Consider the following 23,188-nt stretch of genomic DNA (forward strand, 5'->3'; position numbering starts at 1 on the left):
TACCGATGAAGGAGGAGCCGTGAAAGCTCAGGTGTTGCAGGTGCGCAACATATTTCGTGTCCTGAAACTGAAGATAGTGCTGCTGGCATCCGATGACTCCGGGATGTCCACGGTGGAATACGCAATCGGGACGATCGCTGCCGCGGCGTTCGGGGCGATCCTCTACACGGTGGTCACCGGTGATTCGATCGTGGCGGCACTGAACCGCGTCATCGGGCGCGCGCTGAACACCAAGGTCTGACGGGTCGTGCGCGGCCGTGCACGATTTGTCGACGATTCCGGCGCCAGCACGGTCGAGGCGGCGTTCGCGTTGGCCGCCCTGGTCTCGGTGCTGGTGCTCTGCCTGGCCGGGATCACCGCGGTGGCCGCCCAAATCCGCTGCGTCGATGCCGCGAGGGAAGCCGCCCGGCTGGCGGCACGCGGGGACGCCGCCGCGGCCACCGCGGTGGTGCGACAGACCGCGCCCGACGGTGCGACGGTCAGGCTTCGCTCCGAAGGTGGTGTGGTGGTTGCCCGCGTCACCGCTCGGCCGATTCTGTTGCCCGGCTTGGCGATCACTGCCGAGGCAGTCGCGGCAGTTGAGCCGTCGCGGTGAATTCGGCGGAGCCACCGTGGCCGCTGCCACAATGGTCGCGGCGCTGCTGAGTGTTACCGGTGGCGGCTTCGTGCTCGGTGCCGCGGTCATCGCGCGCCACCGTGCCCAGGCCATCGCCGACCTGGCGGCTCTGGCCGGTGCGGGCCGGGTTCCGGCTGGGCCCGCCAGCGCCTGCGCGCAAGCCAAGGTGCTGGGCTCGCGGATGCACGCAGGCGAAATCAGCTGCGCGGTCGACGGACTCGATGTGGTGATCACCGTCGCGATGCCGGTGCCCGGCTGGCGACCTGGCCCCGCCCGCGCGACGGCCCGCGCGGGGCCTGTCGGCTAGGGAGCTTCGACGGTTGCGGTCAACCCAGCGTCGGCGAGTTCGGCCTCGGTAGGCAAGCGCAGCGCAATCAACCCAGCCACAGTGCCCTCGTCGAGTTCCACCCGGTTGACCGTCACGTGGACCGGCGCCCAACCGCCGTCGCTCTGCCGCAGCCGCAGCACCCCGCTCGCCGGCGCCTGGGAGCTGGCAAGGTCGGTTTCTATCCGGGCGATCCGCACCTGGTCGTCGGGATGGACCCGTGATACACCCGCCGGGCTGCGCCAGTCGTAGAACGGGCACGGCTCATCCAGCCACTTCAGCAACCGCCGGTTGGCCAGATCCACCATGGCCCGGTGTACGCCCGGCTGGGCCAGCGCATGCAGGATCTGCTGCGCCAGGAAGTCAGGGCGCTGCACTGCGCCGTCGAACTGGCCGCGCCAGTTCATCCCGCGCGTCACCAGATGCTCACGCCCGCCGGGAACGGCCTCGCGGGCCGTGCGGACCACGAAGCCCACCCGAATGGTCTCACCGTTGAAATCGGTGACATCCCAACTGCTGCAGATGGTCTGTCCGGGTTCGGCCCGGATCGCCAGGGCCAGCACCTTGTTCTCGTTAGGGCTGAACTCGCGGGCGGGCAACTCTTCGACGAACGCGCGGCCGTGAGTGGCCTCCACCTCCGGGTCCTTGCCGCTGTTGGTCAGCGACTCCCTGGTGTCGGTGGCCACCCCCAGTGTCAGGTCCCACTTCAGCGGGCCGGGGATGGGGCGCTCGGGCGGTTCCATGTCGGCTGGCCCGGTCCAGACGTGCACCCCGTGCACCCGGCCATCGGACATCACCACCGGTTCGGTGCGGATCACCCGATCGCGGCGGGGCGTGATGCTGGCCAGGCTCTGACCGGTCCGCACCGATTCGGCGATCGCGGTCTGGATCGCCGCGAGGTGTGGGCTGCGTCGCAGGAACTGGGTGAGTGACACGAGGTTCTTCAGCTGCCGGCCCTGCGCAACGACTACCGGTTCACCCCCGAGGGTCTCCACCAGCAACCAGTCATGCGCCATAAGTCGGGATATTACGGCTACCGCCCTTCTACCAGCGTCAACAGTGAATAATTTCCCGGATTTGACGCCCATTTCGCACAGTCGCGCGCGCTGCCAAGTTGCGGAGGATCCGGTGCAGCCGGTAACTTACGGCCGCATCCGGTCATGTACCGGTTTGGGAACGGCTCGCATCTCTCGACCGTTCGTCTTACTGTCCCGCGTGTCCTTTTGCGTGGTGGCGCCCGTCACTGCGACGCAGTTGACGGGGTAAGGGCTCGGGGGAGTCGGCCGTTCGGGGGGTCGGCCGACTCCCGCAGTCATTCAGAGCCCGGGTGCGAGCCGTCGAGGTTGCCGAGCACCAAGCGCAGCACTTGCACCGCGCCTTCCTTATCCAACGGGTCATTGCCGTTACCGCACTTAGGCGACTGTACGCACGACGGACAGCCGTGCGGGCACTCGCAGGATTCGATCGCCTCCGCGGTGGCGGTAAGCCAGGTGGCCGCCGCGCGAAATCCCCGCTCGGCGAAGCCGGCGCCGCCGGGGTGACCGTCGTAGACGAAGACGCTGGGCAGGCTGCCCAGCGCTTCCGGACCCGTCGCGGTGGACAGGCCGCCGATGTCGCCACGATCGCAGCTGGCCACCAGTGGCAACAGCCCGATCGCCGCATGCTCGGCGGCATGTAAGGCCCCGGGGATCGCAGGTTCGGCGACTCCGCAGGCGGCCAGGGCGTCGGCGGCGATGGTGTAGACCACCGCCATGGTCGGCAACGTCGCCGGTGGCACGTCCAGGTCGATGAAATCCAGCACCTCTCCGGTCGGCAGCCGTCGCAGATAGCCGACGATCTGGCGGGTCACCGTCACCGGCACCAGACCGAGACTGACCGGGCCGAACCAGGCGCGTTCGCCTTCCCCCGTGACGTCGATATCGGTGATCTCGCGTGCGAACGTGGCGTAGCCGGGATCCTCGGCATGCACGAACGCGATCTGACGCTCGATATCCAGCGAATCGACCACATAACTCTCGCCCTGATGCAAATACACCGCGCCCGTGTGCACCGTGGCCGACGCTCGCCCGGCATCGACGCTGCCCAGCAGGCGGCCGGTGTCGGCTTCCACGATCACCACCTGCCCACCGGCCGAGCCGCGGATCTCCACCGTCGCGTGCGGGTCGAGCCCGGGTGCCGGGAAGTAGCGGTCAAAGCGCCGTCGCAACAATCCGTCGTCGACCAGGCTGTCGGCCACCTGCTCGGCGCCCAACTGTGCCACCTCAGCGGCGGTCAATGGCAGTTCGGCGGCCGCGCACAGCAGCTGCGGCCCCAGTACATAGGGGTTGACCGGATCGATCACCACTTGCTCGATCGGCTTGTCCAGCAGCGCCGCGGGGTGATGCACCAGATAGGTGTCCAACGGGTCGTCGCGAGCGACCAGCACGATCAGCGCCGTCTGGCCGCGCCGCCCCGACCGGCCGGCCTGCTGCCAGAACGAGGTCACCGTGCCGGGGAAGCCGGCCATCACCACCGCATCCAACCCGGCGATATCCACCCCCAGTTCCAGGGCATTGGTAGTCGCCAGGCCGTAGAGCCCGCCGTCGGCCAGCGCGCGCTCCAAGGCACGGCGATCCTCGGCTAGGTAGCCGGCCCGGTAGGAGGCGACCTTGTCGACCAGCGTCGGGGCGACCGCTTCCAGCCGGGTGCGGGCCGCCAGCGCGGTGAGCTCCGCGCCCCGACGCGAGCGCACGAAGGTCAGGGTGCGTGCCCCCTCGGCGATCAGGTCGGCCATCACCCGGGCCGCCTCGGTGCCGGCGGCGCGGCGCACCGGCGCGCCGTTCTCGCCGGTCACGTCGGTGCGCAGCGCCGGCTCCCACAAAGCCACCGTCCGGGCCCCGTGCGGCGAGCCGTCCTCGGTGACCTCGGCGACGGGCTGGCCGATCAGCGCCGATGCGCTGGCCCCCGGTGACGCGGTGGTGGCGCTGGCGAAGATCACCGTCGGCCCGGCAGCCGCCCCCGGCGCGGCATAGCGCTCACACAACCGCAGCAGCCGTCGCAGCACCATCGCCACGTGCGAGCCGAAGATTCCCCGGTAGTAGTGGCACTCGTCGACGATCACGAAGCGCAGCCCGCGCAGGTAGGCCGCCCAGCGGGCGTGGTTGCGCAGCAGCGACAGATGGATCATGTCCGGGTTGGAGAACACCCAGCGGGACCGTTCCCGGGCGAAGCGGCGGATCTCGGCGGCACTGTCGCCGTCGTAGGCGGTGGGCGCCACGGCTCCGACGGCGCCAACCAGACGCGGCACCGCCGCCGTCAGACTGTGCGCCGCGCGCAGCTGATCGTGACCCAGCGCCTTCGTCGGCGACAGATAGAGCACCCGGGCGCGCGGATCGGTCGCCAGCGCCTGCAGTGCGGGAAGTTGATAGGCCAGCGACTTGCCCGACGCCGTGCCGGTGCTGATCACCACGTGACGGCCGGTGTGCGCCAATTCGGCGGCGGCCAACTGATGCGACCACGGCGCCTCGATCCCGCGCCCGGTGAACGCGCTGATCACGTCGGGCTCGGCCCAGTCCGGCCAGGCTCCGGTGCGGCCCGCCGACGCTGGCAGATCGGCCACGTGACGCAGCGGATCTTCACCCGTTTCGACCCCGGCGAGCGCGGCGGCCAGTAATTCACCGCCGAAATTCGCCGTCATTGGTCCCGTCCTCAATTGCCTGGTTTATGCGGCGGTCCCAGCTTCGCCTCTCCTACGTCGAGTCTCGCTGAACCGCCGGGTTTATGCGGCGGTCCCAGCTTCGCCTCTCCTACGTCGAGTCTCGCTGAACCGCCGGCCTCGAATGCCCGCCGACGTATTGTTCACCCTTCGGCCGAGATTTCGGCACCGCAGTCTGTCCTCGGCGCGACGAACATGGTTGACTGATGGGCGGTCGTAGCTTCTGTGTTCGTGTTAAGCCTTCGCAGGATCTGTGGTTGCGGCCGCAGTGCCCGCGGGGGAGTGTCGGTGGCAGCACCGACCGTCCGCCAGGGTACGGCGGTCGGAACAGGCCCGGGGCAGCGAAAATCGGTGCCCCGAACAACGGTGTGCACTGCACCGGGCAAGAAGAGTAAGGAAAGATCGACAAATGCCACAGGGAACTGTGAAGTGGTTCAACGCAGAAAAGGGCTTCGGCTTCATTGCGCCTGAAGACGGGTCGGCGGACGTGTTTGTCCACTACACGGAAATCCAAGGGTCCGGCTTTCGCACCCTCGAGGAGAACCAGCGGGTGGAGTTCGAGGTCGGGCAGAGCCCCAAGGGCCCCCAGGCCACGGGCGTCCGCGCCGTCTAAGCAACGGAATTTGACGTCACCCCCCGGGCAGCTCCCGCCAACGGAGCTAAGCCGGGGGGTTTCGTTTCGGGCGGGTAAGACCGCCCCGGATGCCGCCGGATGGTGGACCGGCTTACTGTCGGTGACGTGAGCCAGCTTTCCTTCTTCTCGGCAGAGTCGGTGCCGCCCAGCGTTGCCGACCTCACCGGGGTGCTGGCTGGCCCGGGACAGATCGTCGTGGTGGGCGATGGAGCGCGGCTGTCGGTCGTGGTCGACGCCCCGTGGCGAGCTGTGGCGCTGGCGGAGCTGATCGGCGAGGCCGGTCTGCTGTCCGAGGTCACCCGCACCGAGGAGGACACCCCACTGGTGCGGACTGTGGTCGACGCGCGCCTGCGCGTGCTGGCCCAGGCATGGACCCGGGGGGCGGTCAAGACAGTGCCGCCGCAATGGCTGCCGGGTCCGCGTGAACTGCGGGCATGGACGCTGGCGGCCGGGACCGCCGAGGACGACCGATACCTGCTCGGACTCGACCCGCACGCACCGGACACCTACGAGCCGCTGGCCTCGGCCATGATGCGGGTGGGCATCGCGCCCACGTTGATCGGGACTCGTGGGGGCCATCCGGCGCTGCGGATCACCGGCCGCCGCCGGTTATCGCGGCTGGTCGAAAACGTCGGGGAATCACCCGCGGACCCCGCGGCGTTGAGTCAATGGCCGCGTGTCGGAGCCACGATCCCGGGGCAGCCTGGCGGCCTCTGAGAGGATCCAGCGAGAATGCACTGCTGAACGCCGGTTTGCATCGGCACGGCCGTGAGTGCGAGATTGTCAGTTGTCCACTGGCTGCGTGACGCGGCGGTGCGGACAGAAGTGGAGTGGTAAGCGCAAGGTGGCTGACTCTAAGACGGTGAGCGCCCGCAATGGCGATAAAACACCCGTGCGGCGGCTCGTCATTGTCGAGTCGCCCACCAAGGCACGGAAAATTGCGGGTTACCTGGGCCGCAATTACGTCGTCGAGTCCTCCCGTGGGCATATCCGGGATCTGCCGCGTAACGCCGCCGACGTGCCGGCGAAGTACAAGACCGAAGCGTGGGCGCGTCTGGGCGTCAACGTCGACGCCGACTTCGAACCGCTCTACATCGTCAGCCCCGACAAGAAGAGCACCGTTGCCGAGCTCAAGGGCCTGCTCAAAGACGTCGACGAGCTCTATCTGGCCACCGATGGTGACCGGGAGGGCGAGGCGATCGCCTGGCATTTGCTGGAGACTCTAAAGCCGCGCATCCCGGTCAAGCGGATGGTGTTCCACGAGATCACCGAGCCGGCGATCCGCAACGCCGCTGAGAACCCCCGTGACCTGGACATCGACCTGGTGGACGCGCAGGAGACCCGGCGCGTTCTGGACCGGCTGTACGGCTACGAGGTCAGCCCCGTGCTGTGGAAGAAGGTCGCGCCGAAGCTGTCGGCGGGTCGCGTCCAGTCGGTGGCGACCCGCATCATCGTGCAGCGCGAACGCGAGCGGATGGCGTTCCGCAGCGCCTCCTATTGGGATGTGGTTGCCCAGCTGGACGCCAGCGTGTCCGACCCGACGGCTTCTCCGCCCAACTTCACCGCCCGGCTGGTCTCCGTCGACGAGCTGCGGGTGGCCAGCGGTCGCGACTTCGACTCGCTGGGGCAGGTGAAGAAGCCCGCCGAAGTCACGGTGCTCGACGAAGCCGCGGCCACCGCCCTGGCGGCCGGGCTGCGCGGTGCGTCGCTATCGGTGACCTCGGTGGAGGACAAGCCCTACACCCGCCGGCCCTACGCGCCGTTCATGACCTCGACGTTGCAGCAGGAAGCCGGCCGCAAGCTGCGGTTCTCCGCCGAGCGGACGATGAGCATCGCCCAGCGGCTCTACGAGAACGGCTACATCACCTATATGCGTACCGACTCGACGACGCTGTCGCAGTCGGCCATTGACGCCGCCCGCACCCAGGCCCGCCAGCTCTACGGCGAGGAATACGTCTCGCCGTCGCCGCGGCAGTACACCCGCAAGGTCAAGAACGCCCAGGAAGCCCACGAGGCCATCCGGCCGGCAGGCGAGACGTTCGCCACCCCCGACGCGGTGCGCAATGAGCTGGGCAGCGACGAGTTCCGGCTCTACGAGCTGATCTGGCAGCGCACGGTGGCCTCGCAGATGACCGATGCCCGCGGCACCACGCTGAGCCTGCGGATCGGTGGCGAGTCCGAGGGTCGGCAGGTGACGTTCGCCGCGAGCGGGCGCACCATCACCTTCGCCGGGTTCCTCAAGGCCTACGTGGAGACCGTCGACGAGTTGGCCGGCGGTGAAGCCGACGACGCCGAGCGGCGGCTGCCGCAGCTGACCCAGGGCCAGCGGGTGGACGCCACCGAGCTGACCCCCGACGGGCACGCCACCAACCCGCCCGCCCGCTACACCGAGGCGTCGCTGGTCAAGGCGCTCGAGGAGCTGGGCATCGGGCGGCCCTCGACGTACTCCTCGATCATCAAGACCATCCAGGACCGCGGCTACGTCTACAAAAAAGGCAGCGCGCTGGTCCCCACCTGGGTGGCGTTCGCCGTGATCGGCCTGCTCGAACAGCACTTCGGTCGGCTGGTCGACTACGACTTCACTGCCGCCATGGAGGACGAGCTCGACGGGATCGCCGCCGGGCGCCAGCGTCGCGTCGACTGGCTGCACAACTTCTACTTCGGCGGCGACTACGGGGTCGAGGACTCGATCGCCCGCGCGGGCGGCCTGAAGAAGCTGGTCGGGGTCAACTTGGAGGGCATCGACGCCCGCGAGATCAACTCGATCCGGTTGTTCGACGACGCCGAGGGCAGGCCGGTCTATGTGCGGGTGGGCAAGAACGGCCCGTATCTGGAGCGCATGGTCACCGGGGACGACGGCGAGCCGACCCCGCAGCGGGCCAACCTGGATGACTCACTGCCGCCGGACGAGCTGACCCTGGCGCTGGCCGAGGAACGCTTCGCCACCCCGCAGGCGGGTCGGTCGCTCGGCGTTGACCCGGCCACCGGACACGAGGTCGTCGCCAAGGACGGCCGCTACGGCCCGTACGTCACCGAAGTTCTCCCTCCGCCGCCGGACGACGAGTCCGGAGCGACTGCCAAGAAGGGCAAGAAGCCGACCGGCCCGAAGCCGCGCACCGGTTCGCTGCTGCGCAGCATGAGCCTGGAAACCGTGACGCTCGACGACGCGCTGAAGCTACTGTCCTTGCCGCGGGTGGTCGGCGTCGACCCGGAGTCCGGCGACGAGATCACCGCGCAGAACGGTCGTTACGGGCCATACCTGAAGCGCGGCACCGATTCTCGGTCGCTGGCCACCGAGGAGCAGATCTTCGAGATCTCGCTGGAAGAGGCGCTGAAGATCTACGCCGAGCCGAAACGCCGTGGCCGCCAAGCAGCTGCGACCGCGGCGCTGCGGGAGCTGGGTGCCGACCCGACCAGCGGCAAGCCGATGGTGATCAAGGACGGCCGATTCGGTCCGTACGTGACCGACGGCGAGACCAACGCCAGCCTGCGCAAGGGCGATGAGGTGGCCACGATCACCGATGAGCGTGCCGCCGAGCTGCTCGCCGACCGGCGGGCCCGGGGGCCGGCCAAGAAGGCCGCCAAGAAGACTGCCCGCAAGGCGCCCGCGAAAAAGGCGCCCGCGAAGAAGGCCGCCGCGAAGAAGGCTGCGAAGAGCTGAGTCAGTCGGCTGCGGCCGCGGGCTCGGCGTCTTCGGCGATTTCGGCCGGGATCGCTTCCAGCGCTGCGAGATGCAGCGGCCGCGCCAGCTGAGTGGGTGCGGTGCGTCCGCGCAGTTCGACGATCTCGCCGACCTCCCAGCACAGCGCCTCGGCGTCGACCGCGCCGCTGACCGCTACCGCCGAAGCCAGCACGTGGCCGTCCTCCAACTTGGCCAGCTCGGTAAGCCGGGCGGCCTCGTTGACCGGGTCGCCGATCACGGTGTACTCGAAACGGGCTCGGGCGCCGATGTGGCCGGCGATGGCTCGCCCGGCCGACACCCCGATGCCGAACTCTTCGGAACCGAGCACCGGCAGCAGACCGTCGTGCAGTTCGCGGGCCGCCGCCAAGGCCGCACTGGAGGCGTCCGGGTGCTCGATGGGCGCACCGAAGATGGCCAGCGCCGCGTCACCCTGGAACTTGTTGACGAAACCGCCGTGGCGTCCGACGGCCTCGACCACGACCCGGAAGAACTCGTTGAGCACGTTGACGACCTCGCTGGGTGGTCGCGTCGCGGCCAGCTGGGTGGAACCCACCAAGTCGATGAACAGCACCGCCACATCGCGCTCCTGGCCGCCCAGCTCGGTGCCGCGCTCCAGTGCGCGCCGGGCCACGTCCTCGCCGACGTAGCGGCCGAAGAGGTCGCGCAACCGCTGCCGTTCGGCCAGGTCACGCACCATGTCGTTGAACCCGGCCTGCAGTAGGCCGAGCTCACTGGCGTCGTAGATCTGCATGTGCGCGTTGTAGTTGCCGCGCTGCACCTCGCCCAGTGCCCAGCGCAACTGGCGCAGCGGGTCGGCGATCGACATCGACACCAGCACGGTGCCGGCCAGCCCGATCACCAGTGCGGCCAGCGCCATCAGCAGGATCGGGGTGAACAGCTTGTCCGGTGAGGCGTTGAGCAACGACGCCTTGCCGGCCAACACTGATAGCACGATCGCCAGCACCGGTACCCCGGTCGACAGCAGCCAGGTCAGCAGCTGGCGCAGGATCACGCCTGGTGCTCGCAGCTTCTCCGGGGTGCCGTCACGCAGGGCCGCGACGGCGACCGGTCGCAGCACCCGCTCGGACTGCAGGTAACCGATGATCGCGGTGGCGGCGGCACCCAGGGCGGTGGCGGTGACCACGACCGGCACCACGTCGTGTGTCACCTGCCAGCTGATGATGACGAACACCACGCCGCCGACCGTCCAGTAGCAGATGCTGATCAAGGAGCGGTAGAACGGCATCCGCAGCGCTCGGGACCGGGCCAGCTGGGTATCTGCGGGATCGGAGTCCGGGGTGGCGTCGGGGTCGAAATCGGCCAGCAGCGCCTCTCGGCGTTGCCAGCGGAACACCGGCATCAGCAATGCGGTGCTGATCGAAAAACCGAGGCCGAACAGGCACAGCAGCACGACGGCGAACAGTGCCAGGTTCAGGCGCGGCAGGTCCTGCAGATTGATGCGGTCTTCCTCGGGCAGGCCGAACCGCAGGAATCCGAACACGAACAGCGACCCGATGATGTCGGCCTGCAGCATGCTCAGCGTGAAAACCGGCCAGGGCGTGCGCACGACCCAGCGGACGAATCGGTTGATCCGCCCGACCAGGGTCGTGGTGCTCACCAGCACACCGTATCGGGCGTGAGCGGGAATGACCGAGGCTGATGGCTTGTCATGTCCGGGGCATGTCCGGTCAAGCCACTACTGTGACCCATGATGTCCGGGGTTTTCGCGCGTTTGGTGGGCCAGCAGTCGGTCGAAGCTGACCTGTTGGCTGCCGCGCGCGCATCTCGGCGTGATTCAGCACACAGTGGAACGACCGCGGGCGGTATGACACACGCCTGGCTGATCACCGGGCCACCCGGATCGGGCCGGTCGATAGCAGCGGTGTGCTTCGCCGCGGCGCTGCAGTGCACCGCCGACGAGTCCGAGGGCGGACCCGGCTGCGGTCAATGCCGTGCTTGCACCACGACCATGGCCGGCACCCACGCCGACGTGCGGCGGGTGGTGCCGGAGGGACTGTCCATCGGCGTCGACGAGATGCGGGCCATCGTGCAGGCCGCCTCCCGGCGGCCCGGCACCGGTCGCTGGCAGATCGTGGTGGTCGAGGACGCCGACCGGCTCACCGAGGGCGCGGGCAACGCCCTGCTGAAGGTCGTCGAGGAGCCGCCGCCCTCGACGGTGTTCCTTTTGTGCGCCCCCTCGGTCGACCCCGAGGACATCGCGATCACGCTGCGATCCCGGTGTCGCCACGTGGCGCTGGTGACGCCGCCGCCGGCGGCCATCGCCCAGGTGCTGATCGACGCCGACGGGCTCGACCGAGAGACCGCGAACTGGGCGGCCGCGGTCAGCGGTGGACACGTGGGGCGGGCCCGGCGGCTGGCCACCGATTCCGAGGCCCGCCAGCGCCGTCAGCGTGCGCTGTCGTTGGCGCGCGACGCGGCGACCCCGTCGCGGGCGTTCGCCGCGGTCGACGAGTTGGTGGCCGCGGCGGAGTCCGAGGCGCGGGATCTGACCGTCGAGCGCGCCGAGGTCGAGACCGAGGAACTGCGCACCGCGCTGGGCGCCGGCGGCACCGGCAAGGGCACCGCCGGAACGCTGCGCGGCACCGCCGGGGTGATCAAGGACCTGGAGCGCCGGCAGAAGTCTCGGCAGACCCGGGCCTCGCGCGATGCGTTGGATCGGGCTCTGATCGACCTGGCCACCTACTTCCGTGATGCCCTGCTGGCCGCCACGGCGTCGGCCGGGGTCGCGCGGCCCAACCACCCGGACATGACCGATGCGGTGGCGGCCATGGCGGCCCACGCGTCGCCGGATCGGCTGTTGCGGTGCATCGAGGCGGTGCTCGAATGCCGCGACGCACTGGGGGCCAACGTCAAGCCCCGCTTCGCCGTGGGCGCCATGGTGGCCACCGTCGGACAGGCGCTGCGAGACGACCTGTAGACTGACCCGGCCCGGTTTAGGCGGGGCGCGCCACCTTAGCTCAGTCGGTAGAGCAATTCACTCGTAATGAATAGGTCAGGAGTTCGATTCTCCTAGGTGGCTCCATCGCTCGCCTTTGTGCGCGCTCGCCGCTATCTCACCCAAACCGACGTTTTGCAGATCCTTACTCGCACTTTCCCTGCAAAATGTCGGTTTCGAAGGGGGCTGGGACGAGTCCCAGTCGGCAACCCCTCAGATGTACATCGCCGGGTCGATGTAACTGGTCGGGTCCACCAGTGGCTCCCGCTGCTTCTCGGTGCGATGCCGCACCGCGGCCGGTATTCCGGTGGCGATGCAATCTGCCGGAACATCCTGGGTGACAACGGCATTGGCGCCGATTGCGCTGCCCTCCCCGATGGTGATCGGGCCGAGTACCTTCGCCCCGGCGCCCACCGTGACCCCGTTTCCGACGGTCGGATGGCGCTTGCCGTGACTCAGCGAACGTCCGCCGAGGGTGACGCCGTGGTAGACCATCACGTCGTCGCCGATCTCGGTGGTCTCACCGATCACCACGCCCATGCCGTGGTCGATGAAGAATCGCCGCCCGATGGTCGCGCCCGGGTGAATCTCGATGCCGGTGGCGAATCGGGTGGCCTGAGCCAGCACGCGGGCCACCCCGCGCAGCGCCGGCTTGGCCCACAGTCGATGTGCGAACCGATGCGACCAGATCGCGTGCAGGCCCGAATAGACCAGCGCGTTCTCGAAGTCCCCGCGCGCGGCCGGGTCGTGCTCGCGCGCGTTGCGCAGGTCCTCGCGCAGCACCGTCCACACGCTCATCAACGCACTCACTGGCGAATGTGTTCGAACAGCGGCGTCGAGATGTAGCGCTCGCCGAAGTCGGGAACCACCACCACGATCAGCTTTCCGGCGTTCTCGGGGCGCTTGGCCAGTTCGAGGGCGGCCCACACGTTGGCACCGGCCGAGATTCCGCCGAGGATCCCCTCCTCGGTGCCCAGCGCGCGAGCTACCTGGATGGCGTCGTCGAACTGCGCGTCGATGATCTCGTCGTAACAGTCGCGGTCGAGCACCTCGGGGACGAAGTTGGCGCCCAGGCCCTGAATCTTGTGCGGGCCCGGGTCGGCGCCGTGCAGGATCGCGGAGTCCTTGGGCTCCACGCCGACGATCTGAACCTCGGGCTTGTGGGCCTTGAGGGTATGCGAGACACCGGTCAGCGTGCCGCCGGTACCGATCCCGGCGACGAAGATGTCGACGGCGCCGGCGGTGTCTTTCCAGATCTCTTCGCCGGTCGTCCGTTCGTGGATGGCCGGGTTGGCCGGGTTGGCGAATTGGTCTGCGGACAGGGCGTTGTGGGTGTTGGCAACGATCTGTTTGGCCTTGGCCACCGCGCCGGCCATGCCCTCGGAGCCGGGCGTCAGCACGATCTCGGCACCGTAGGCGCGCAGCATCACCCGGCGCTCGGTGGACATGGTGTCCGGCATGGTCAAAATCACCTTGTAGCCCCGGGCGGCGCCGACCATCGCCAGGGCGATGCCGGTGTTGCCGCTGGTGGCCTCGACGATGGTGCCCCCGGGGCGCAGCTGGCCGGATTCCTCGGCGGCGTCGATGATTGCGACGCCGATGCGGTCTTTGACGCTGTTGGCGGGGTTGTAGAACTCGAGTTTGGCCGCCACCTGGGCGTCCAAGCCCTGGGTCAGCCGGTTGAGCCGCACCAGCGGCGTATGGCCGATCAGCTCGGTGACGTTGTCGTAGATCCTGCCCATCAAATGCCCTTTCCTACCAAGGCCGCCATAGGTGCTATGCGCTCCCTTCGGCAATGCGCCGTACGGCCTTGATGAAGATGTCGATCTCTTCGAAAGTGTTGTAGAACGCGAACGACGGCCGCACGGTGGCCTCCAGGCCGTAGCGGCGCAGGATCGGCTGCGCGCAGTGGTGACCGGCGCGCACCGCGATGCCCTCGGAGTTGAGTGCCTTGCCCACTTCCAACGGCTCGTGGCCGGCCAGCACGAACGACAACACACTGGCCTTCTCGTCGGCGGTGCCGACGAGCCGCACCCCGGGGATATCGGCCAAGCGTGGCGTGGCGTACTCCAGCAGGGCGTGCTCGTAGGCGGCGATACGTTCGATGCCCACCCGCTCCACATAGCGCAGGGCCTCGCCCAGGCCGACCGCGTCGGCGATGTTTCCAGTGCCCGCCTCAAATTTATTGGGCGGTTCCTGGTAGAGCGAGCGTTCCAGGGTGACGTCGGCAATCATGTTGCCTCCACCCTGCCACGGCGGCGTCTCGGCCAGTGCCTCGGCGGTGCCGTAGAGCACTCCGATACCGGTGGGACCGAAGATCTTGTGCCCGGAGAACGCGAAGAAGTCCGCGCCCAGCGATTGCACATCGATCGGGATGTGCGGGATCGACTGTGCCCCGTCGATCAGCACCCGAGCGCCGTAGCGGTGCCCGAGTTCGACGATGTCGTGCACCGGGGTGACGGTGCCCAGTGCGTTGGAGACATGCGTGGCGGCAACCATTTTGGTCCGCGGGCCCAACAGGTCCTCGAATTCGCCCAGCAGCAGGTTGCCCGCGTCGTCCACCGGCGCCACCCGCAGAACCGCCCCGGTTTTCTTCGAGATCAGTTGCCACGGAACGATATTCGCGTGGTGCTCCAGATGGGTGATGACGATCTCATCGCCGGGGCCCAGATTCTTGCCGCCCCAGGCGTAAGCAACCAGGTTGATCGCCTCGGTGGTGCCGCGCACGAAGACGATGTCCTCGCTGCGCGGTGCCCCCAGGAATCGCCGCACGGTGTCGCGGGCGTCCTCGTAGGCGTCGGTGGCCCGGGCCGCGAGTTCGTGTGCGGCGCGGTGAATATTGGAGTTCTCGTGGGTGTAGAAGTACGACAGTCGGTCGATCACGGCCTGCGGCTTCTGCGTGGTGGCGGCATTGTCGAACCAGATCAACGGCTTGCCGTTGACGGTCTCGCGCAGGATCGGAAAGTCAGCGCGCACCGCGTTGACGTCGAACACCTCATGCGAATCCGGCACCGTCGGAGCCGGTTCGGCGGTCGGCACCCGCTGAGACAAGAAGGCGTAGTTCGCCTCGTCGCCACCGGAGGCCGGCGTGGGGGTGGCGTGCCAATCCAGCTGCGGAACCGCAGGCACGCCGCCGGGCCAGCCGGGGACCGATCCACGTGGCGCGATCGGGACCGCACCGGCCGGCGAACCGGCGAGCACCCCGGGCACGGTCGGCACGATGCCGCTGGGCACCGCGAACGCCGAGAAGTCGGCCACTCCCGGCGGCAGCAGTCCGGCCGGGTCGGGCATACCGCCGCGCGGTGCCACCGCGGTGGTCTGCGGCGGCGAGTCCAGACCGGGCCGGCCGCCGGCGGCGTAGAGCTGGTTGGCCAGAACCTCCAGCTCAGCGGCGCTGACCGGTGGGTTTACCGGCCCCGGATCACTTGTACTCATGGAAACGGTCCACCGAGACGTCGTCGAGCACGGCGAGCGCATCGTCGGTGAGCACGGCCAGCGAGTTGTACAGCGTGACCAGGTAGGACGCGATCGCGGACCGGTTGATGCCGGTGAACCGCACCGACAGGCCGGGCGCCTGCTCACCGACCAGGCCCGGTTGGAACAACCCGACGACGCCTTGACGCTCTTCGCCGGTGCGCACCAGCAGGATCTTGGTCTTGGAGTCCTCCACCGGCACCTTGTCGCTGGGCACGATCGGGATGCCGCGCCAGGTGATGAACTGCGCGCCGAACAGGTTCACCACCACCGGCGGCACACCGCGGCGGGTGGCTTCGCGGCCGAAGGCGGCCACGCCCAGCGGGTGGGTCAGGAAGAATCCGGGGGTCTTCCACACCTTGGTGATCAACGAGTCCAAGTCGTCGGGGGTGGGCGGGCCGGTCAGGGTAGAGATGGTCTGCTCCGGCGTGACCTGCGCCAACAGGCCGTACTCCGGGTTGTTGACCAGTTCGAACTCCTGGCGTTCCTTGATGGTTTCGATCGTCAGGCGCAGCTGCTGTGCGACCTGGTCGTGCGGGCTGGAATACAGGTCGGAAACCCGGGTGTGCACATCGAGCAGGGTGGAGATCGAACGCAGGGTGTACTCCCGCGGGCTGGTCTCGTAGTCCACGAACGTCTGGGGCAGCGGCTCCTGCGAACCGGCGCCCTGCTCGGCTGCAATGGCGACCTGGCCGGGGTTGACCACCCGATTGACCCGGTAGATGCCGGCTTCGACCGGGACCCAGTTCAACAGGTGCAGCAGCCAGCGCGGCGTGATCGTGGCCAGTTGCGGGACAGACTTGGTCGCATTTGCGAGCTGCCGTGCGGCGAGGTCCCCGAGCGCCTGAGATTCGTTCTGAGCGGACGTCATTGCTTTCCTCCTGATGAGTGACGGCGCCAATCATGGACCATGGTCCGGGTTTGCCCACCAGTTGCGCTCAAGGCGAATTGAATCCCTCGCAGTTCGCGCCGCTGCGGTACATGTCGTAGGGTATGTGCATGTCGAACGTCACGCTGCCACAGCCGCACGCTTTGTGCCGCCTCGCCGCGTGTTGTTGTTGTTGATTCTCTGACGCCCTGATTCCTCAGCGTCGCAGCCCGCCCCCTTTTCTCGGCGAGATGCTGCCGTGCGCGCTTCAGACCAGAAAGTCGACTCGGCATGACCGTTTCAACCTCCGTTTTTCCTTTTCTCGACACCGAGCCCACGGTGACCGTCCGTCGCAGGGTGCAACCGCGCCCGGCCGTCGACATCGATCGAATGACTCGCTATCACGGCGGCACGTATTCGCACACCGTCGACCGGATCGTGTTCACCGACGGCACCAGCGCGCGCACCGATCTGATTCGGCTGAACCCCGGCATCGCGGCGTACTCGCTGGACTTCCACGGCATCGCGCCCACCCGGCCGTCGGCGTACCGGATCGACACCTGGTCGGCGGTTCCGAGCCTGCGTGCCGGCGCCCGTGACCCCCGCGAAGTTCAGGTCGATTGGATCCTGCGCAACTCGGTCCCGCGGCTGACCACCGTCGAGTTGAGCCGTCGGCTGCGGGAGGCCGGCCACCGGCTGGGACGCGGCAACATCACCGAGCACGAGGCGATAGCCGCCACCCAGGCCGCGATCTGGCGGTTGACCAACGGTTTGGAGCTGGACACCCGCGCCCGTACCGAGCCGGTCCGGGTGCTGCGCGACGCCGACGGGGTGACCGTCGAGTTCGAAGAGTCCCTCGAATTGGGCGGCTACACCCTGGAACTGGTCGCCTCGGAGCCGGTAACGATGACCCTGCACAAGTCCGACGACGGCCGTAGCTGGCGGGAGGTGCCCTCGTCGCGGCTGGCCGCCGAGGCCGCCGGCGCTCATCGCAAGGCGCTAGGCGTGGGTGCCACCGTCGGCGGCCACCGGTTCTACCGCCTGTCGGCGGCCGGACCGCGCACGGCGGCCACTCTCGGCGACGTCGACTTTTGGCTCAACGGCACCAGCACCTATCGCAATGCCGACCGCATCGTGGCCCTCTACCGGTACCTGCTGGCCGGTGCGGCCCGGGCGCGCACCACCGCACCCGGATTGAACGTCTCGGCCGCCACCATGGTTAAGGGTCTGGTGGGGCCGCTGCGCCTGTCCGTCGCCGACTCTGCCGCACTGAGCGCCGAAGGTGCGGCGCTGCTGGACGCCGACGGCAACGAGCTGATCGGCCCGGTGGAGCCGGGCAGCGTCTTCTACCTGCGTCCGCGCCCGGGCGCGGTGTCGGCACGGGTGCGCGTCACGGTGCCCGGCACCGATGACGGCTACGGCGGTCGGGTAATCACCGGTATTGCCGGAGAACAGGACTCGCAGATGTTTACCCCGGTGGCGCTGGCGGTTCCGGCCGCGCTGGTCGTCGACTTCGAGCTCTCTTGGTCGCAGCGGCGGGCCTTGCCGCACCGGTCCCGACGACCGCGGTCAGGAGCTCGATCCACTTAGCACCGGATCCACCGCCGGCAGAGTTAACGGGGTGCTGCCAGCGGTGGAACGGCGGCGGAATACAGCCAGTCCTGCCACAGCGGCCGCAGCGATTCCGAGGTATAGCCGGCGGCCAGCGCGGTGAAGTCTTCGGTGCCGGCGTTGCCGTGGCGGTAGCGCGATGTCCAGTCGCGCAGCAGGGCGAAGAAGGCGTCGTCGCCCAGCCGTTCGCGCAGCAGGTGCAGGGTGATCGCGCCGCGCTTGTACACCCGGTCGTCGAACATGTCGGCCGGCCCGGGATCGGCCAACAGCAGATCTTGTGGCAGGCCCGCCAGTTGTCGGTGGTAACGCCGTGCCAGCTGGTCGGCGCTCGGCCCGCCGGAGTGCTCCGACCACAGCCATTCGGCGTAGCAGGCGAACCCCTCATGCAGCCAGATATCGCTCCAGCGCCGCAGGGTGACGCTGTTGCCGAACCATTGGTGGGCCAGTTCGTGGGCGATCAGTCGGTTAGATCTTCCGGTGCCGTCGCAGTGGTTGGCGCCGAAGATCGAAATCCCCTGTGCTTCAAGGGGTATCTCCAAGTTGTCGTCGGTCACCAGCACGGTGTAGCCGGCCGCCAGCGGATAGGGCCCGAACAGCCGCACGAACAGCTCCATCATCTGTTCCTGCTCTGCGAAATCCTGCTCGAACTCGGTCTGCAGGCGCGCGGGCAGCACCGCACGAATTGCCACCGCCGATCCCGGTACCCGGCGGGCCACGTACCGGCCGATCTGCAGGGTGACCAGATACGTCGGTGTCGGCTCGGGCTGCTCGTAGGTCCAGGTGGTGCGGGTGGCGCGGGCCCGTCGCGATATCAGTTCGCCGTTGGCGACCGCGTAATACGGACTGTCGGTGCTGATCTCGATCCGGTAGCTGGCCTTGGAATAGGGGTGATCATCACAGGGGAACCATGACGGTGCACCGTTGGGCTGGCCGGACACCAGCGCACCGTCGGACAGTTCCTCGAAACCCACTTCACCCCAAAGTGTTTCGCTGGGGCGCGGTGATCCAGAGTATCGGACGGCGATCACCAGTGCCGCACCCGTCGGCACCGTCGCGGCCAGCGTGATCCGCAGTTTTCCCGCCGAGGTGGCGAAGCGGCGCGGCGGGCGGCCGTTCACCCACACCTTGGCCACCGACAGGGTGTCGGCAAGGTCGAGTGTGACCTCGCGCAGTGCGGCCAGCGCGACCGCGGTGATGGTCGCGGTGCCCGAGAGCCGGTTACTGCTGACCTTGTACTCCAGATCGAGTTCGTAGCGCGACACCCGGTAACCGCTGTTGCCACTGTCGGGCAGATAGGGGTCAAGAACAGGTGCCGGGGCCGTGACCGACTTCGCGGGAATCTTTGTGGGTTTGCTCATGCCGCGGGCTCCTGACTCGCGGCGGCCGAAGAGCCACGCTTCTTGCCCGACACCGGCCACGGTGCAATCGGATTGCCCTGCCATCGGGTCGCCGCCGGCACCTCGTCACCGCGCATCACCAGCGAGGCCGGCCCGACGGTGGCGCCGGCGCCCAGCCGGGCCGCGGGCAACGCCACGCAGTTGGGACCCAAAGTGGCGCCCGCGTCCAGCGTGACGGTGTCCATCTGCATGATCCGGTCGTGGAACAGGTGGGTCTGCACCACGCAGCCGCGGTTCACCGTCGCGCCGGCGGCCAGCGTCACCAGGTCGGCTTCGGGCAGCCAGTACGTCTCGCACCATACGCCGCGGCCGATGGTGGCGCCGAGCGCCCGCAACCACAGGTTCATTACCGGGGTACCGGTTGCGGCGCGGGCGAACCACGGGGCGGCAACCGTTTCGACGAAAGCGTCGGAGACCTCGTTGCGCCACACGAACGACGACCACAGCGGGCGCTGTGACGCCCGGATCCGGCCCACGGTCAGCCATTTCGCCACCACCGCGCTGCCGCCGGCCACCGCACCCGCGGCCAGCAGCGTCACGCCGCTGCCCAGCGCGGTCCAGCCGTAGCCGAACCGCGTTGCCCCCCACTGCAACGCGCCCAAAACCGCGGCTCCGATCGCAAACGTGACGATGACCGGGATCAGCCGGAATGTCTCCATGAGGGCGCGCATCAGCTTCAACCGCAGCGGCGGTTCGAAGGTGCGCTCGGCATCAAGGTCGGCAGCCTTGCGCCGCAGTCGCACCGGCGGGCTGCCCAGCCACGACGAGCCGGTCTTGGCCTTGTGCGGTGCGGTTGACAGCACCGCTACCAATGAGTTGTCGGGGACCCGCCTGCCCGGCTGGGTGATCCCGGAGTTGCCCAGGAACGCACGCTTGCCGATGGTGGCCGGCGCGACGTGGATCCAGCCACCGCCCAATTCGTAGGAGGCCACCATGGTGTCGTCAGCGAGAAAGGCGCCGTCGGCGATCGTGGTGAACTTCGGGATCACCAGTGCGGTGGAGATCTCGGTGCCGTCGCCCACCTTGGCCCCCAACAGCCGCAGCCACCAGGGCGTGATCAGGCTGGCGTACACCGGAAAAAGATAGTCGCGCGCGTCGTCCATCAGACGTTCGGTGGCCCACAGCTGCCAACCCACCCGGCTGCGCACCGGGTGGTAGCCGTCGCGCAGCCCGATCGACAACAGCCGCACCCCGACCACGGTCAAGGCGGCGTAGCTGAACATCGCGACCAGCGCGGCCAACGGGGTGGCCAGCACGGCCGGCCGGATCGCGTCGGCCAGGGTGACGCAATCCCGCACCGCCCAGCCCAGCACCGCCAGGCCGACACCTAAGGCCAACAACGGCAACCCGCCTAGCAGGATCGACGTCAGCCCGTACACCGCGGCCCACACCGGTTTCGGCGGCGGCCGGTGATCCGGCCAGGGGTGGTGCGCCTTACCGGATTTCACCGCCGGCGAACCGGTCCAGTACTGGCCCTTCTTCACCTCGCCGACTACCCCGGACCCGGGAGCGACGTCGGCGTCCTTGCCGACCGCAGCGCCGGGCAGCAGGGTGGTGCGGGCACCGATGGTGGCGTCGTTGCCTACCGTCACAGGACCGACGTGGAACGCGTCGCCGTCGATCCAGTGCCCGGTCAGGTCCACCTCCGGCTCGATGGAACACCGGTGGCCCAGCGTCAGCATCCCGGTCACCGGCGGGGCGGAGTGCAGATCCACTCCCTCGCCGATCTTGTTACCCAGTGCCCGCGCGTAATACACCAGCCACGGTGCGCCGGAAAGGTTCTCGGCTCCGCTGGCGGTGGCGAGCCGTTCGGCGATCCAGACCCGCAGGTGCTCGGGGCCGCCGCGCCGATAGGTGCCCGGCTGCAGGTTGGAAAGCAGGGCGCGCGCCCCCAGCGCGGCGATACCCATCCGGCCCAGCGGGGTCACGAACAGCACGAAAGCGGCGATCACCCACCACCAGTCGAGCCGCACCAGCCAGGGCAGCGGATGCATCAACGACACCACGTTGTTGATCAGCGTCAGCCACGTCACCCACTGCAGCCCGGTCAGCGTGGCCAGCGGCACCGACAGCAATACCTGTGCGGCCTGGGTCTGCCACGGTGTGGGCGCAACCGCGCGGGACGCGGCGTCGGCTCCGGTGTCACTGCGGCCCATGTCGTCGAGGAATCCGGCCAGGGAGCCGAGCCGCGGACGGTCGTAGAGCTGGGCGACCGTGGTCTGCGGGTAACGCTGCCGCACCGCGGCCACCAGCTGTGCCGCTTGCAGCGATCCGCCGCCGAGGGCGAAGAAGTCGGCCTGCTCGTCGTGGACCGGGGCGCCCAGCACGTCGCGCCACAGCCCGGCCAGCCAGCCCAGGGTGCTGTCCGGGTCGTCCCCGAGAACTCCGCCGGGCAGGGCACCCGGCTCCGGCCCCACCGGCCACGGCAGCGCATCACGGTCCACCTTGCCCGACGTGCGCGTCGGCAGTTCGTCGACCAGCACCAGCCGGGGAACCAGCGCGGCGGGCAGTTGCCGGCCCAGCTCGGCGCGTGCGGCCCCCAGATCGAAGTCCGGATCGGTGCTGACCAGATAACCGACCAGCAGTGGGGTCCCCGCGGCGCTGGTCCGCACCGCCGCCGCACCACCGCTGACGCCGGGCAGCATCACCAGTGCGCTGTCCACCTCACCCAATTCGATGCGCCGGCCGCCGACCTTGACCTGGTCATCGGCCCGGCCGCAGAACACCAGCCCGTCGGCGTCCAGGCGCACCAGATCGCCGCTGCGGTAGGCCCGCGGCCAATCCAGCTCGGGCAGCGGCGCGTACTTCTCGGCGTCGCGGTCGGGGTCCAGGTAGCGGCCCAGCCCGACCCCGCTGATCACCAGCTCGCCGACCTCGCCCGCGGCCACCGGTGACCCATCGGGGCCGAGCACGGCCAGATCCCAGCCCAACAGCGGCAGTCCGATCTGAACCGGGCCGGTGCCGTCGAGCTTCGCCGCGCAGGCCACCACGGTGGTCTCGGTGGGGCCGTAGGTGTTCCACACCTCGCGGCCGTCCACCGCCAGCCGGGCCACCAGCTCCGGCGGGCAAGCCTCCCCGCCGAAGATCAGCAGCCGGACCGCCTCCAGCGCCTCGGCCGGCCACAGTGCCGCCAGGGTTGGCACAGTCGAAACCACGGTCACGTCGCGCGCCACCAGCCACGGTCCCAGGTCCATGCCGCTACGCACCAGTGACCGTGGCGCCGGCACCAGACAGGCGCCGTAGCGCCACGCCAGCCACATCTCCTCGCAGGAGGCGTCGAACGCGACCGACAGCCCGGCCAGCACTCGGTCGCCGGGCCCGATCGGGTTGTCCTGCAAGAAGAGCTGGGCTTCGGCGTCGACGAAGGCCGCCGCGTTACGGTGCGTGATGGCCACGCCCTTCGGGGTGCCGGTGGACCCCGAGGTGAAGATGATCCAGGCGTCGTCGCTGGTCTGCGGTGCCGTGGCCCGCCAGCCGCGTGACGCGCCGGGTCCGCGGATCAGGCCCTGTTCGGTGATCACCGCTGCCACCTGGGCTTCGTTGAACACCAGCTCGGCGCGCTCGGGCGGATCGTCGGCATCCACCGGCACATACGCCGCGCCGGTCGCCAGCGTGGACAGGATCGCCACATACAGTGCGTAATTGCCCGACGGCATCCGGATGCCGATGCGATCGCCGCGGCCGAGACCGCGGGCGGCCAGCCATGCGACGCTGTCGGCGATGTCCTCGATCAGCTCCGCGTAGGTCAACACCACGTTGCCGTCGTCGATGGCGGGAGCGTCGGGGTAGCGGGTAGCGGTCTCTTGCAGAATGGCGATCAGGGTGCGGGGCTGCGGCGCCGAGGAGCCGCGCAGATATTGCGCGGGGACTTGCAGTGAGGGCACGACTGTAGAACGTACCTAGCACGGTCGGGGAGTGCAGCGCTCAACTG

At 68.8% G+C, this 23,188-nt stretch carries 17 protein-coding genes and 1 tRNA gene; 9 read left to right on the forward strand and 9 right to left on the reverse strand.

Features of this window, described 5'->3' with window-relative positions:
- Positions 1 to 34: 34 nt before the first annotated feature.
- From NM962_09880 to NM962_09890, 3 genes are read left to right on the forward strand one after another with little or no spacing between them, the layout of a single operon-like run.
- Positions 35 to 241: a DUF4244 domain-containing protein gene (locus tag NM962_09880; protein UVO14646.1), complete on the forward strand. Its 207-nt coding sequence runs from the start codon at positions 35 to 37 to the stop codon at positions 239 to 241.
- Between the two features lie 6 nt (positions 242 to 247).
- Complete coding sequence (locus NM962_09885) at positions 248 to 595, forward strand: pilus assembly protein TadE (GenBank protein ID UVO14275.1); 348 nt, start codon at positions 248 to 250, stop codon at positions 593 to 595.
- A 16-nt stretch (positions 596 to 611) separates the two neighbouring features.
- The gene (locus NM962_09890) at positions 612 to 923 is read left to right on the forward strand and encodes a flp pilus-assembly TadE/G-like family protein (GenBank protein ID UVO14276.1); all 312 of its coding nucleotides are present in this window, start codon (positions 612 to 614) and stop codon (positions 921 to 923) included.
- On the opposite strand, the gene NM962_09895 is transcribed toward NM962_09890, so the two are convergent.
- Positions 920 to 1,957, reverse strand: coding sequence for a DUF5628 domain-containing protein (locus NM962_09895; protein ID UVO14277.1), 1,038 nt, complete (start codon positions 1,955 to 1,957; stop codon positions 920 to 922). The genes NM962_09890 and NM962_09895 overlap by 4 nt on opposite strands.
- Positions 1,958 to 2,253: 296 nt before the next feature.
- Positions 2,254 to 4,617 carry a DUF1998 domain-containing protein gene (locus NM962_09900; protein UVO14278.1) on the reverse strand — a complete coding sequence of 788 codons (2,364 nt, stop codon included), beginning with the start codon at positions 4,615 to 4,617 and terminating at the stop codon, positions 2,254 to 2,256.
- A 427-nt stretch (positions 4,618 to 5,044) separates the two neighbouring features.
- Here NM962_09900 and NM962_09905 point away from each other — a divergent pair, with 427 nt between their 5' ends.
- The 3 genes from NM962_09905 (at position 5,045) to topA (ending at position 8,930) form a co-directional block, all read left to right on the forward strand.
- On the forward strand, positions 5,045 to 5,248 hold the full coding sequence (locus NM962_09905) for a cold-shock protein (protein ID UVO14279.1): 204 nt from the start codon (positions 5,045 to 5,047) through the stop codon (positions 5,246 to 5,248).
- A 126-nt stretch (positions 5,249 to 5,374) separates the two neighbouring features.
- On the forward strand, positions 5,375 to 5,986 hold the full coding sequence (locus NM962_09910; protein UVO14280.1) for a hypothetical protein: 612 nt from the start codon (positions 5,375 to 5,377) through the stop codon (positions 5,984 to 5,986).
- 127 nt (positions 5,987 to 6,113) lie between these two features.
- A complete protein-coding gene (topA, locus tag NM962_09915) occupies positions 6,114 to 8,930 on the forward strand; it encodes a type I DNA topoisomerase (protein ID UVO14281.1) in 2,817 nt (938 codons plus the stop codon).
- Position 8,931: 1 nt separating this feature from the next.
- Here the strand turns inward: topA and NM962_09920 are convergent, their stop codons facing one another.
- Positions 8,932 to 10,599, reverse strand: a complete 1,668-nt coding sequence (locus NM962_09920) for an adenylate/guanylate cyclase domain-containing protein (GenBank protein UVO14647.1) — start codon at positions 10,597 to 10,599, stop codon at positions 8,932 to 8,934.
- Positions 10,600 to 10,662: 63 nt separating this feature from the next.
- On the opposite strand from NM962_09920, the gene NM962_09925 reads away from it, so the two are divergent.
- Together NM962_09925 and NM962_09930 are read left to right on the forward strand one after the other, a co-directional pair.
- The gene (locus tag NM962_09925) at positions 10,663 to 11,889 is read left to right on the forward strand and encodes a DNA polymerase III subunit delta' (GenBank protein ID UVO14282.1); all 1,227 of its coding nucleotides are present in this window, start codon (positions 10,663 to 10,665) and stop codon (positions 11,887 to 11,889) included.
- 29 nt (positions 11,890 to 11,918) lie between these two features.
- Positions 11,919 to 11,994: transfer RNA gene (locus NM962_09930), tRNA-Thr, on the forward strand.
- A 126-nt stretch (positions 11,995 to 12,120) separates the two neighbouring features.
- On the opposite strand, the gene cysE is transcribed toward NM962_09930, so the two are convergent.
- The 4 genes from cysE to NM962_09950 are packed head-to-tail and all read right to left on the reverse strand — an operon-like array spanning position 12,121 to position 16,252.
- On the reverse strand, positions 12,121 to 12,705 hold the full coding sequence (gene cysE / locus NM962_09935) for a serine O-acetyltransferase (protein UVO14283.1): 585 nt from the start codon (positions 12,703 to 12,705) through the stop codon (positions 12,121 to 12,123).
- Positions 12,706 to 12,713: 8 nt separating this feature from the next.
- Entirely contained in the window at positions 12,714 to 13,649 is a 936-nt protein-coding gene (gene cysK, locus NM962_09940; GenBank protein ID UVO14284.1) for a cysteine synthase A, read from the reverse strand.
- 34 nt (positions 13,650 to 13,683) lie between these two features.
- Positions 13,684 to 15,342: a SufS family cysteine desulfurase gene (locus tag NM962_09945; GenBank protein UVO14285.1), complete on the reverse strand. Its 1,659-nt coding sequence runs from the start codon at positions 15,340 to 15,342 to the stop codon at positions 13,684 to 13,686.
- Complete coding sequence (locus NM962_09950) at positions 15,329 to 16,252, reverse strand: hypothetical protein (protein ID UVO14286.1); 924 nt, start codon at positions 16,250 to 16,252, stop codon at positions 15,329 to 15,331. The genes NM962_09945 and NM962_09950 overlap by 14 nt, the downstream gene beginning before the upstream one ends.
- Before the next feature lie 288 nt (positions 16,253 to 16,540).
- On the opposite strand from NM962_09950, the gene NM962_09955 reads away from it, so the two are divergent.
- The gene (locus tag NM962_09955; protein UVO14287.1) at positions 16,541 to 17,839 is read left to right on the forward strand and encodes a TQXA domain-containing protein; all 1,299 of its coding nucleotides are present in this window, start codon (positions 16,541 to 16,543) and stop codon (positions 17,837 to 17,839) included.
- A 23-nt stretch (positions 17,840 to 17,862) separates the two neighbouring features.
- Here the strand turns inward: NM962_09955 and NM962_09960 are convergent, their stop codons facing one another.
- Both NM962_09960 and NM962_09965 read right to left on the reverse strand, forming a co-directional pair.
- Positions 17,863 to 19,218 carry a M1 family metallopeptidase gene (locus tag NM962_09960; GenBank protein ID UVO14288.1) on the reverse strand — a complete coding sequence of 452 codons (1,356 nt, stop codon included), beginning with the start codon at positions 19,216 to 19,218 and terminating at the stop codon, positions 17,863 to 17,865.
- Positions 19,215 to 23,141 (reverse strand): AMP-binding protein, encoded by a 3,927-nt coding sequence (locus NM962_09965; GenBank protein ID UVO14289.1) that lies wholly within the window; start codon positions 23,139 to 23,141, stop codon positions 19,215 to 19,217. Before NM962_09965 ends, NM962_09960 begins: the two co-directional genes overlap by 4 nt.
- Between the last annotated feature and the right edge of the window lie 47 nt (positions 23,142 to 23,188).

This window comes from Mycobacterium sp. SVM_VP21, from assembly GCA_024758765.1.
In the GTDB taxonomy this organism is placed as follows: Bacteria; Actinomycetota; Actinomycetes; order Mycobacteriales; family Mycobacteriaceae; genus Mycobacterium; species Mycobacterium heraklionense_C.

Bases quoted from the DNA above. Each gene is read 5' to 3' on its own strand.
- NM962_09895 (UVO14277.1), bottom strand. From the start codon at position 1,957: ATGGCGCATGACTGGTTGCTGGTGGAGACCCTCGGGGGTGAACCGGTA.
- NM962_09900 (UVO14278.1), bottom strand. From the start codon at position 4,617: ATGACGGCGAATTTCGGCGGTGAATTACTGGCCGCCGCGCTCGCCGGG.
- NM962_09905 (UVO14279.1), top strand. From the start codon at position 5,045: ATGCCACAGGGAACTGTGAAGTGGTTCAACGCAGAAAAGGGCTTCGGC.
- NM962_09925 (UVO14282.1), top strand. From the start codon at position 10,663: ATGTCCGGGGTTTTCGCGCGTTTGGTGGGCCAGCAGTCGGTCGAAGCT.
- cysE (UVO14283.1), bottom strand. From the start codon at position 12,705: ATGAGCGTGTGGACGGTGCTGCGCGAGGACCTGCGCAACGCGCGCGAG.
- cysK (UVO14284.1), bottom strand. From the start codon at position 13,649: ATGGGCAGGATCTACGACAACGTCACCGAGCTGATCGGCCATACGCCG.
- NM962_09945 (UVO14285.1), bottom strand. From the start codon at position 15,342: ATGAGTACAAGTGATCCGGGGCCGGTAAACCCACCGGTCAGCGCCGCT.
- NM962_09950 (UVO14286.1), bottom strand. From the start codon at position 16,252: ATGACGTCCGCTCAGAACGAATCTCAGGCGCTCGGGGACCTCGCCGCA.
- NM962_09955 (UVO14287.1), top strand. From the start codon at position 16,541: ATGACCGTTTCAACCTCCGTTTTTCCTTTTCTCGACACCGAGCCCACG.
- NM962_09960 (UVO14288.1), bottom strand. From the start codon at position 19,218: ATGAGCAAACCCACAAAGATTCCCGCGAAGTCGGTCACGGCCCCGGCA.